At 64.1% G+C, this 11729-nt stretch carries 9 protein-coding genes and 1 pseudogene; 7 read left to right on the top strand and 3 right to left on the bottom strand.

From position 1 onward, the window contains the following. Positions 1 to 222 precede the first annotated feature (222 nt). Positions 223 to 978 carry a hypothetical protein gene (locus tag NRB20_RS20110; protein WP_153411688.1) on the top strand — a complete coding sequence of 252 codons (756 nt, stop codon included), beginning with the start codon at positions 223 to 225 and terminating at the stop codon, positions 976 to 978. Then, positions 975 to 1757, top strand: a complete 783-nt coding sequence (locus NRB20_RS20105; protein WP_153411687.1) for a hypothetical protein — start codon at positions 975 to 977, stop codon at positions 1755 to 1757. Before NRB20_RS20110 ends, NRB20_RS20105 begins: the two co-directional genes overlap by 4 nt. Positions 1758 to 1878: 121 nt before the next feature. On the opposite strand, the gene NRB20_RS20100 is transcribed toward NRB20_RS20105, so the two are convergent. Then, positions 1879 to 2487, bottom strand: a complete 609-nt coding sequence (locus NRB20_RS20100; protein WP_194289939.1) for a TetR/AcrR family transcriptional regulator — start codon at positions 2485 to 2487, stop codon at positions 1879 to 1881. Between the two features lie 228 nt (positions 2488 to 2715). On the opposite strand from NRB20_RS20100, the gene NRB20_RS20095 reads away from it, so the two are divergent. Then, a complete protein-coding gene (locus tag NRB20_RS20095; protein ID WP_227833691.1) occupies positions 2716 to 3975 on the top strand; it encodes a family 1 glycosylhydrolase in 1260 nt (419 codons plus the stop codon). Positions 3976 to 4176: 201 nt separating this feature from the next. Here the strand turns inward: NRB20_RS20095 and NRB20_RS20090 are convergent, their stop codons facing one another. Next, the gene (locus NRB20_RS20090; protein ID WP_153411684.1) at positions 4177 to 4794 is read right to left on the bottom strand and encodes a nuclear transport factor 2 family protein; all 618 of its coding nucleotides are present in this window, start codon (positions 4792 to 4794) and stop codon (positions 4177 to 4179) included. Between the two features lie 181 nt (positions 4795 to 4975). On the opposite strand from NRB20_RS20090, the gene NRB20_RS20085 reads away from it, so the two are divergent. The 4 genes from NRB20_RS20085 to NRB20_RS20070 all read left to right on the top strand — a co-directional run bounded on the left by NRB20_RS20085 (position 4976) and on the right by NRB20_RS20070 (position 11109). Then, complete coding sequence (locus NRB20_RS20085; protein WP_153411683.1) at positions 4976 to 6595, top strand: MFS transporter; 1620 nt, start codon at positions 4976 to 4978, stop codon at positions 6593 to 6595. A 245-nt stretch (positions 6596 to 6840) separates the two neighbouring features. Then, positions 6841 to 8577, top strand: coding sequence for a class I adenylate-forming enzyme family protein (locus NRB20_RS20080; protein WP_153411682.1), 1737 nt, complete (start codon positions 6841 to 6843; stop codon positions 8575 to 8577). A 117-nt stretch (positions 8578 to 8694) separates the two neighbouring features. Continuing rightward, entirely contained in the window at positions 8695 to 9939 is a 1245-nt protein-coding gene (locus tag NRB20_RS20075; RefSeq protein ID WP_153411681.1) for an NAD(P)-binding domain-containing protein, read from the top strand. Between the two features lie 45 nt (positions 9940 to 9984). Continuing rightward, on the top strand, positions 9985 to 11109 hold the full coding sequence (locus tag NRB20_RS20070; RefSeq protein ID WP_153411680.1) for an alpha/beta hydrolase: 1125 nt from the start codon (positions 9985 to 9987) through the stop codon (positions 11107 to 11109). A 73-nt stretch (positions 11110 to 11182) separates the two neighbouring features. Here NRB20_RS20070 and NRB20_RS20065 read toward each other — a convergent pair. Further along, a pseudogene (locus NRB20_RS20065) lies at positions 11183 to 11311 on the bottom strand (thiolase family protein); the annotation flags it as partial. Positions 11312 to 11729 lie beyond the last annotated feature (418 nt).

Genomic DNA, 11729 nt, shown 5'->3' with positions numbered 1-11729 from the left:
GTCCACGGAAGGCCGTCCCGATAAGTGCCGCTGGATGTGACGGCCATGCTCGCCGGTGTCGCAGGCGGCAGTCTTTCATTTCATCCGCGAAGTGAAATCGAACCTCGAAAAGATGGACAAGAATCTAGACTCTAGTCTAGATTATGGTCCATCCCACTTGCTGTCGGACGCATACCTTCCGGTGTTCGGCAGTGCCATGAATCACTTCGATAAGGGAATCGGATGAGAGTCAACCGATCAACATTCGTCGCTGCGATCGTCGCCACTGGCGTCGTGGCCAGTACTGCTATCGCACAAGCGGAGCCGGCGCCGTCCACCCCGGCGGTCGCCTACCGAGCGGCTCTGGTCGACAAGTCGGTGGTCACCACGCTGGAGAACGGCACGTTCACCACCGGCGCCACGGCCGCGTCGGTGGTCGTTCGAAACAGCGCCGGCCACATTGTCCAAACCGTCCCGCTCACCTACTCCATCGACGGTCAGCACCTGCCTCTTCAGCAGCAGATCTCCGACAACGGGCGGAAGCTCACGATCACACCCGATGCCTCCGGCCTGAACCGCAGCGCTCTTCGGCCTGTGGCGTCCCCGCTCGAGAATCAGCTCGCGATGAACGATCTCATCAACGCTCTGAGTATCAGTACCTCGATCGGTACGCTCGTCGGGACCGCTGTCGGAGCGGTGGCCGGTATCGGCATCGGGCTCGTGCTCTCCGCTGCGTCATGTGTTGTTCTGAGCTTGGGCTGCGTCGTGGCGGTGCTCCCGATCATGAGCTTGGCCGCCGGCGTCGGCGGCATCGCAGGACTGATCATCGCGGGCGGCCCCACTGGTATAGCCGCCGGCTTCGACTATGTCTCCACTCTCAACGCACCTCCCGGGGGCAGCAAATACGCACCGCAGACCCAGGGCAAGCCCGGTGGCGCTCCCGTGCCCGGCGCGCCGCAGGGCAAGCCTGCCGCCCCCGCTCCGGGAACATCGCGATGAACCCCGGAATCCCTGCAGGGCTGCTGCGCACGGCGTTGGCGGGTGTTGCTGCGGCAGGGGCGATCGCTGCCGCGGCAGTGCCCGCGCACGCCGAGCCTGCGGCCGCGCCTCGGCTCCAGGCCGCGATTTCGGGTGATTCGGTGGTCACTCGCGTGGTCGGTGCGACCTTCGCTCTCGATAACGATCGCCACGAGGTACGCATCCTCGACGCGCAGAATAAGCAGCTGGCGTCCCTCCCACTCACTTTTCAGGTGAACGACCGTCCGTTCAAGATCGCCGAGCAGATCTCCGGCGACGCTCGGACGCTGACTCTCACGCCGGATGTTCAGGCTGTCCGGCGTGCCGGATTCCGGCCGGTGGCATCGGCGGTCCCGGTGGCTTCGCCCATGGAGGACCAGGTCGCCCTCAATCACCTGTCTGCTGATCTGAACCTCGGTATAGGCGTCGGCGGCTTCGGTGGCGCGCTGGTCGGGGCCGCGGTGGGCGCGGTGATCGGATTGGGTTCTTGCCTGGTCGTCGGTCCGGTGTGTCTCGCCACCGCGCCGGCCGCGATCGGTGCGTTCGCCGCCGCGGGCGGGGTCGCGGGCACACTGGTCGGTGGTGGCGCCGCGCTGGCCGAGGCGGGGTGGAAGTACATCCTGACTCTGCAAGCAGCACCCGGTAAGAGCCCGTACGCCGGCCAGGATGGTCTGCTCGATCCCAATGGCACCGGAGTTCCCGACGCCCAATTCCGTCTTCCCCCAGGCTTGGGGAAGAGTCTGATGAGCGGATCCGGTTAGTCCGGGACCGAGCAGCTTCCTGAATTGTGCTCGTGTGCAACCGGTCTGGAATCCCGTGCACACGAGCACCTTCAATTGCTATCGGCCCGCTGGGAACCGCAGATCTCGGTCGCTGCTCTGCTCATCCTTGCCCCGGCGGATCGGTGGGGTGGTCGATGAGTTCCTGCAGTGCGTCTGCGTAGAAGCGCAACGCTTCGGCGGTCAACGCAGGAGAGGCGGTCGATTCGAAAAGGGTGATGCTCATGAGTAAACCGCCTATCTGGGCGGCGACCAGTTGAGCTCGCAGCTCGGCATTGGGTCCGGGCAACCGCGCGGCCAGCGGTTCGATGATATTGCGAGTGGTCGATTCCTCGAGATATCGGCGAACGTCAGGCCGATCCAGAGCGCCCAGCAGGGTCGCATGCAGGCGGAGAGTCGAGCCGTCGGTCTCGATCAGCCGCTGCAGGATGGCGCGCCCGAGCGTCTCCAACGGGCCCTCGACGAGTCCGGGGAACTGCGGGGCGACGGTGACGACCTCGAGAAACAACTTTTCTTTCGACCCGAAGTGTCGGATCACCACCGCCGGGTCGCTGCCGGCCGCAGCCGCGATGTCACGCACGGACGTGCCACTGAAACCGTGTTCGGCGAACAGGTTCCGCGCGGCCCGCCGGATCGCCTCGGGCGTCTCGCGTGAACGCGGCCGCCCGCGGCGGCGCGCGGTCTGCGGATCATTGCTGCCTGGTGCGGTCACCGGCCAAGCTTCCCGCACCAACCAAGTTTAGTCAACGATATTGACATAAATCTGGCTGTGAGCGAGTGTTGTCAACGATGTTGGCGAAAAGAGGCCGCCGGCCGCCCTCGGCTCCCGCCCGCGGACACACCGCCGAAGCAGTCCATCTGCCCGTCGAAAACAAGAGGATCAATGAGAATTCGAAGAACAATGGGTACGGCCTTTGCTGTCCTCGCTCCCGTGCTGATCATGAATCTCGTTGGCATACCACATGCCGCCGCGGACGTGCCCGGCCTGGGCGCGGGATTCGAATTCGGCGTCGCGCAGGCCGGGTTCCAGTCCGAGGGATATAACCAGGACTCGAACTATCTGCGCTACAGCAATGAGGGCAAGCTACCCGAACGGGTCGGCAACAGCGTCGATTTCTATCACCAGCACTCCGGTGATATCCAGCGTGCCGAACAGCTCGGGGTGAAGATCTATCGTCTCTCGGTCGAATGGTCGCGTGTCGAACCGCGACCCGGTGTGTGGGATCCGGCCGGATGGGCCTTCTACGACACAGTGATCAAGGAGATCGTCGATGCGGGAATGACCCCGATGATCACGCTCAACCACTGGGTGCACCCGGGCTGGGAAGTGGATCGAGGCGGATGGAACCGCCCGGCGATGGCCGATGACATGATCACCTTCGGCGATCGGGTGGTGGACCGTTATCAGTGGGCGAAGCCGATCTGGATCACCTTCAACGAGCCCACCGAGTACGTGCGGCGCGAATTGATGTACGGCGGCCTGCAGCCGCAGAACGCGTTGCGGATGGTGGACGGAATCATCAAGGCGCACAAGGCGATATGGGCGCATGTGCACGCCGTGCAACCCGGTGGCCAAGTGTCGTCCAACATCGCGTTCATGCCGATTCCCGGTCTTCAGCCGAGTCTCGAGGCGCTGTTCCCGGACCGGATGGCGAACACTCTGGATTTCATCGGCGTCGACCAGTACTACTCGGTTTCGATCGGCGACACCAGCGTATTGGCGAACGGAGCCAGCGGTGAATACTGGAAAAGCTCCCAATCGCCGGAGAGCATGTATTACGTCTTGCGCTACCTGGCGGCGAAATACCCCGGTAAGCCGATTCGCATCGTCGAGAACGGCTTGGTGACCGACCCGAACGGACATCGCGACGACGGCTACGACCGCGCCGATCACTTGCGGGACACCATTTATTGGATCCAACGCGCGAAACAGGACGGCGTCGACGTGATGTCGTACAACTACTGGAGTCTGACCGACAACTACGAGTGGGGTGACTACGCGCCGCATTACGGCCTGTACCACGTCGATGCCCTGCACGACCCGACCCTCACCCGATATCCGACCGACGCGGTGGCCGCGTACCGCGATATCACCGCCCACCATGGCGTGCCGGTCAACTATCGCCCCACGCGCCAACCTGTACCGTGCTCGCTGGTCACCAACCTCGACAGCTGCACTCACCCCGCCATCGTCAAGTAGTCGATCTGCGCTGTGAAGCGAAAAGCCTTGTCCGCCGCCCGTCGGCGGCGGACAAGGCGACCTCGGCCGGTTTCTACTGGTAGCTCACCGGCCAATGTTTGATGCCGTTGATCCACCCGGATCGGAGTCGCTGCGGTTCAGAGTTCTCACGCAATTCCGGCATGACGTCGGCGATGGTTCTGCTGGCCGCCCAGTTCTGGCTCACAGCGCTGTCTGAGCGATGAAATCGCCTCGCTCGACCGGTTGGGGCCACACCGGAAACGGAAGATCGCCCTTGCGGTAATGGCCGGGCTGGCGTCCTTCGAGGGTGAGCCGCCCCAACAACCCTTCGGTAGCCTTTCCGGACTTGGCCACCGCGGTGAACGTATGCACCATGCTGTTGAAATCGAACCAGTCGCGCTGCCAGGCGAACTGCAGACTCGCTGAGCCTGCCTGCTGCTCACGTCGTTCGATGCCGAACCAACTGCCGCCGATACCCTCGATCGTGAGTTCGTCGCCGTTGTCGTCCGTGACGCCCGAGCCTTGCCGCCAGAAGCCGACGATCATGCCGTTCACTTCGTCCATGACGGTGGCCATGTAGTCGTAATGCCAGCCGTCCAAGCCCGCCATCTCGGTACCGAGCGCGATGGCGCGGATCTCCTCGCGGTCGGTCGCCATGAAGTGGTCGTCGGGGGTGACCATCCACCCGTAGTTGGCGTCCGGGGCGTACCAGTCGGCGAGGTGCTTCCAGTCCTTGTTCCGCTCCGCTTCGCGGTTGGCTTCGAGCCAACCCGCCCAGAACTCCTCGAGTTCGGCTCGGTCGAGATTCGCTGCGGGCATCGCGTGTCCTTTCGCGGGCGATGTGGTCGGCCGGCGGACGGGCGGCGATCGCTGTACCTCCGGGCCGAAAAATTCAACCGGACGGTTGTCTGGACTCATATCCGTTCGGCAGTGACCCAAGTTACAAGTTTTTTGGACATACGTCTAGACTCAGGTACAAATCGGGTGCATCGTACTCGTCATGACTACTGTTCCAACCGGCTCGAGAGCAGCGGACTCACCCGGTGAAAATCTCACCGGCCGGCTCGACGATGCGTCGCGTTTCCGAATCTTCTCCGTGCTTGCGGTGATCGTGCTGTTCACCGAGATCGCTCCCCTGCAGTACACGATGCTCGCCGCATCCCTGCAGAAGATCGCCCCGTCGTTCGCCGATATCGGCGCCAACATCAACTGGTCGGTGATCGTTTTCGGGCTGATCGCCGCGGCGGGTGCACCCCTCATCGGCAAGATCGCCGATGTCTGGGGTAAGAAGCGCACCTTCCTGGTGTGTGGCGTGCTGTTCCTCATCGGCTGCCTGATCGATGCGACAACGAGCAGCTGGGCTCTGTTCCTGGTCGGGCGGTGCCTGCAGTCGCTCGCGGCCGGCTCGGCCGTGTGTGCCTACGGTCTCGTCCGCGATCTCATGCCGCGCAAATATGTCCCGCTGAGTCTCGGCGTGACCGCTACCGGATTCGGATTCTCCGCACTGATCGCCCCGATCCTCGGCGGGTGGCTTGTGGACGCCTATCAGTGGCGCGCGATTTTCTGGTTCCTGGCGGTCTTCACCCTCGTGATGATTCCGCTGATGGCCTTTGTCGTACCCGAATCGAAGCTGCGTGTGCGGGAGCGGATCGATTTCGCGGGCGCGGTCCTGCTCGGCGCGGGCGTCGCGCTCGTTCTGATCTACATCGACAAGGGGCAGGACTGGGGTTGGGCACGCCCCACGACCCTGGCGTGGTTGTTCGTCGGGTTCGCTCTATTGCTGGCGTTCGCGGTCGTGGAAAGGCGGGTCCGCGTGCCGATCATGGATATGCGCCTGCTGGTGCACCCCAAGGTCAGCATGGTGTTGCTGCTGGCGTTGTTCGCCTCAGGGCTGGTTGGCATCGTGCCCTACGCCATGGGGTACATGACCCAGGTCCCCAGCGCGGACTCGTTGCGGGCGACGATCGTCCAGGGTGCGGTCGACAAGGCTCACAAGCTCACCGGACTCAATGTCCCAGCATCGGCCATCGGCGTGCACCTCGACCCGGAATTCGCCTACGGCAACGGTTTCAGCCTCTTCCAGTATGCGATCCACATCGCTTTGCTCTCATCGTTGACGGCCATGATCTTCGGCGCTGTCACCGGCATCCTCGCCCGCCGGATCGGGGCCCGGATTCCGCTGCTGGTCGGACTCGTCGTTGTTACCGCGAGCGGAATCACCCTTGCGTTGATGCCGTACAGCTGGCTCGCGTTCATGCTGGTCGGCGGAATCTTCGGAATCGGCTTCGGAATGTTCTCCGCCTCGAATCCGATCCTGATCACCGAAGCGGTCCCCGCCGAACAGCAAGGGGTGAGTACCGGGATGCTGGGCACCGCGCAGGGGATGGGCAACGCGATCGGCCTGGCCGTTATCACTGCCTTCCTCAATGCCTCTCCGGTGCACGCGAAGGTCAGTTTCAATGGCAACGTCATGGCGAACACCCTCATCCCGGACGTTTTCGGGGACCGCGGCTATACCCTCGGATTCGTCGCCGGGACTGTCGGCGCGGTCATAGCCCTGGTGATCGTCGTGTTCATGCGCCATGGGCGTACGCCCGCGACCGGAGGGGCGACCCACTAGCCGGCGATACCGTCGAATGCGGACACCGCGGGACCTGTCAAATATGGACGATTGTCTAGACGGATGGACAGGTCCTCGGTAATCTGTGTCACCATTTCGATTTTCACTATCGAGCAGCGGCCGTGTCGGTCCGACCGGTGTTGCGCGTCCGGCACCAAGTCGCCGCTTGCGATATCGCACTGCGAGGTCCGATCGTCCGATCGGGTCGGCGGTTCGCGCAGTAGTGGCCTGTACAGGAGAAAGTGATGTCCGACCAAGCATCGCAACAGATTTCGATCATCGACATGTTCCGCGACATCGAGCGCGAGCTCACTGCTGACGGCGCTCCGTTCGAGACGACGGACATTCGGATCGCGGGGCGCCCGGTGCGCACCTACCGTCGATCGGCCGCGAACTTCTACGGCGTGCTGGCGGAGTTCGAAACTCGGTTCGCCGACAACGTACTCACCGTTGTCGACGAAACCTGTACATACGCGGAGGTTTTCGCGCGCGCTCGTCGGTTCGCCGTGGCACTGTACCAGCGTCACGGCATCGCACCCGGTGACCGGGTCGGCATCATGATGGCCAACCAGACCGCCTATCTCGTCGCACTGATCGCCATCACCAGGCTCGGCGCCACCGCAGTGCTGTACAACAGCAGATCCAGCGCAGCTGAGATCGCCTCCGCCACAACAGATGTCCCCAGCGCGGTCATCGTCGCGGACCCCGCGCGCATCGAGATATTGCGTACCGTGAACCACGGCGCGGCGCTCATATCGACCCATGAGGCCGGCGATCCGCGTACGCCGGCGATCGATACCGTGATCGCCGAGACGATCGGCGAAGGGGCCCGGTGTCCGGTGCCCACTGATTCGGTGTGCGCGATCCTGTTCACTTCGGGGACATCCGGTCGCGCCAAAGGGGTCCAGCTGACCCATCGAAATCTCGGGAACCTCGTGCTCAACATGCAGTACGTGGCCGAATGCAATCTGCGAATCGCCGCTCGCCGGTACGGCCTGGGCGTCGAAGACGTGCGTGCTTTCATGCCGCCGGTGTCAGCGCTGCTGATCTTTCCCCTGTTCCATGTTTCCGGCCTGTCCGGACTGCTGTCCACGATGAGTTCCGGTGGCCGCATCGCGACCATGACTCGCTGGAATCCGGCGATCGCGGCCGACCTGGTCCACCGCCACCAGCTGACCCTGATGTCCGGCCCGCCGATGACGGTCGACGAACTGCTGCAACAGCCCGACGCGCACAGGCAGCTCGCGTCGCTGGTGAACATCACACCGGGTGGGCAGGCCACCCCGCCGAACCTTACCGGCAGAATCGCCGCGACCGTTCCCGGCGCCCAGCGCAGCTCCGGCTGGGGCATGACCGAAACCGCGGGCAGCGTATGTACGGCCGGTGGTGCTCTACTCGCTGCCTTTCCGGACACCGTGGGACCGATGAGTCCGACGATGGAAGTGCGTGTGACCGGTCCCGACGGACGTGAAATGGGATCGCGCACCGTCGGCGAACTGGAGTTGCGCGGCGGGCTGATCATGGCCGGCTATCTCGACGCCGACGGCTCGACCACCACCGATCACCAACCGTGGCTGCGCACCGGCGATCTCGGTTATCTCGACGAACACGGCCTGGTCTACGTCGTGGACCGCAACAAGGACATCGTCATCTCGGCCGGAGAGAATATCTCCTGCGCCGAGATCGAGGCCGCACTGATGGTGGGGGACGAATTCACCGAGGTTGCCGCCTTCGGCGTGCCGGACAAGCGCCTCGGTGAACGCCTCGTGGTCGCGGTTACCCCCGGGGACGGGCGTTCGCTCGATGCCGAGGGGGTCAAGGAACTGGCTCGACAGAGCCTTCCCGGGTACAAAGTGCCGACCGAGGTCTTGTTCGATATGAGTCCGCTTCCGCGCAACGCCACCGGCAAGCTGCTGAAACGTGATCTGCGTGCTCGCTACTCGGAGCGTGAGGAAGTCTCCCGTGGTGGGACCCCTGCATAGCTCTGGGAGTCGTACCGAAAACACGCCAATTACGTCAATGCCGTTGACATAATTCAAGTGCCGGAGGAAGGTTGTGTCAACGGCATTGACGAAATCAGACCGGCAGGGAGAACTCAGATGAACGACGGCGCGCAGCAGCCCACAGCGGATGGCGGGGACGGCCTCCGTGTGGGAATTGTCGGCCTGGGCATGATCGGCGGCGGAGTCGCGGTAAGCCTCGCTCGGAAGGGCAGGGTTCCGGCCGTATACGACGTGCGTCCGAACGTGTCCGACGACCTCGTGGGCGTGCCGGCGCAGGTCGCCACTCTTGCCGAACTCGCGCGCGACACCGACATCATCCTGGTCGCGGTGGTTACCGCGGACCAAGCTCGCGAGGTGATCGACAGGGAGGCGGGGATCCTGTCGGCCGCGCGGCCCGGCGCGACCGTCGTGCTGTTGTCCACCGTGGACATCCAGACCGTGCGCGAGCTCGCAGCGGCGTGTGCCCGCCGCTCGGTCGGATTCCTCGATGCCGGCGTCACCGGTGGAACCGAGGCGGCGAACAACGGACTTACCGTCATGGTTGGTGGCCCTGAGGAGACAATGCGGCGAACGCGTCCGGTTCTCGAGGACTTCGCCAAGCTGGTTGTGCACTGCGGTGATCTGGGTGCCGGAATGGTCACCAAGCTCGCCCGCAACGCGCTGACCTACTCGATGTGGGCGGCAGTGCGGGAAGCGGCTTCCCTCGCGAATGCCGGGGGCGTCACGCTGGACCACCTGCTCGAAGTGTTGCGGCAGACCGACGGTGGGACCTCACCGCTCACTCTGCTCCAGGTCCACGCCGCGGGCGTGGAAATTCCGGAGGAACGGATCGAATCGGCGGATGCGTTGGCGCAGAAGGATCTTGCCGCGGCACAGGAGTTCGCCGGCAGTGTCGGCCTCGAGGTCCCGATCGTCGACATCGTCCGGCCCAGGATGCGTGCGGTATACAGCGGCGAGCTGCCGGACGCGCTGCCGGACCAACCGCGCGATCGCGGGCTGGCGATGATGGATCGGGTATACGGCGGAGGCTTCAGCCAGCTCGTTCCCCAGGACACCACCATCCCGAGCATCGAGCACACTGTCGACCAGTTGTTCGCCCAGGTGTGGGCGCGGCCCTATCTGACCTTGCGCGACCGGCGCCTGCTCACTTTCGGTGTCACCGCTATGCGCGACCGCGGCGATATGTTGCGGGTCCAGCTGACCGGTGCCCTGGCCAACCACGAATTCACCGTCGACCAGCTCCGCGAGATCGTGGTGCACCTGCACTACTACACCGGCTGGCCCGCCGGCTCCACGGTGCAAGGGGTCTTCGAAGAACTCATCGCGAAAACGGCGTCGTAACAGCGGCGAGGTCCGTATGTCGGCACGTATGGAGGGATTTCAGTGGTGTCGAACCGACAGATCGGCAGGATCGGGAGATTTGCGGCTGCGATTGGAGTCGCCATCGCTGTTCAGGCGCATGGCGTCGCATCAGCCGACAATAACGTGCCATCGACGAATCCCGCCGCGACGAACGCCGACAATGCCGACGGCCCGGTAGACCCGTACACGGGCCACCCTTCGTTGCTGGCACAAGCGATGGCGATGGCCAGTCGCGCGGCGGCGACCGGAAGTACGGGCGCTGGTGGTGGCCTCGACGGGCCATTCCTGTCCGCCTCGCCGCCCGCGCCGATTACGGCGGGCCTCGAGGTCGAGAAACGCGACTTCCACGGGTGGGTGGTCTGGTCCATCAGGCCGCCCGCATCGACATCGACTACGCGGGTCGTCGCGATACACGGCGGCGGATTCGAGAAGAAGGCGTCGGTTTTCCATTGGGTGAACTACGCCGAGATCGCCCGAGCCTCCGAGGCCACCGTCATCGTGCCCATCTACCCACTGGTCGGCCACGGCGGCACGGCGGACACCGTCGTGCCGCGCGTCGCGGATCTGGTGGCCGGTCAGACGGCCGAGGTGGGCGCGGGCAACGTTGCGGTGTACGGGGATTCGGCGGGCGGCACCATCGCATTGGCCGCTACCGAAATGCTGGCAGCACGACACGTCGGGGTTCCTGGTCGTCTCGTCCTGGTCTCACCGTGGCTCGACACGACAGTCGGTGATCCGCGCAGCGCCCGCATCGACGACCCGATTCTGCAGACCGGCACCCTGCGAAAGGCCGGCAAACAATGGGCGGGCAAGCGAGCCGAAACCGATCCCATCGTCTCACCGCTTTTCGGTTCACTCGATGGCCTGCCGCCCACCACGGTTTATTCGGGCTCCGATGATCTGCTGTCACCCGATGTCCGGCGTCTTCGCGATCGAGTGATCGCCGAGGGACACAGTAACGTCAAGTTCGTTTTGCTCGCAGGTGGGCTTCATGGGTGGCCCGGGTTTTTCTTCCTTCCCGAGGCGATGGCAGTGAGCCCCGCCATCACCTACGAGCTGACCGGGGTCTGCAATACCACCGATATCCAGAACGCTCTTCGAAAATGGCATCTGAACCAAACGGTTCGACCCGGACATTGCGAACCGTAAGAGAGCGTCCCCGGGGACTCGGCGCCGGAGTGATGCGGAAGGCTCCGCCGAAGTCCGGCATCAATCCTCGTTGGTCCTCGAGTGCTGCCGCAGCCAACTCCGCCCACTGTTCGAGTGTGAACGGGGCCGGGCTCGCCTTACGCATCTGCTCGGGCGGCAGTTCCACATAACCGACGATGGCTGCTTCGCCACGCAATCCCATTTCCCGATCCCTTGTTCGTCCGTACCCCGTCAGTGCCCGTGCACACGGCCATCGCCGAACGTCGGCTGTGGCCAACCTGTATGCCTCGGGGGGCGAGGGCCGGCAGTGCGGAAGTCGTCGTTGACCTTTCGCGAAGCATACCGCCTGATGGTCAGATGTCTAGACAGATGTCCATGTCAATTCGGTCGGCCGGTCCTCACCCTTCGGGCGGCCGCATAGGAGGTCGAAAACTGGTTGGACGGCGGCCGCGCCCGTTGGCTGGCGTGGCGGCGCGGTCCGCCTGCGTCCGCAGGGGTACGAATGTGGACAGAAGTCTAGACGCGCGACTATTTGCTGCGGTAGTGTCCGTCCTGTCGAGGTCGACAGTAGCGAACACCAACGGTCCCGGGTGGAGTTCTGAGGATCAGGGATGCGGCAC

Origin of the sequence: Nocardia macrotermitis, from assembly GCF_009604405.1 — a bacterium.
Taxonomy (GTDB): Bacteria; Actinomycetota; Actinomycetes; order Mycobacteriales; family Mycobacteriaceae; genus Nocardia; species Nocardia macrotermitis.
This window is presented reverse-complemented; position numbering and strand designations above follow the sequence as displayed.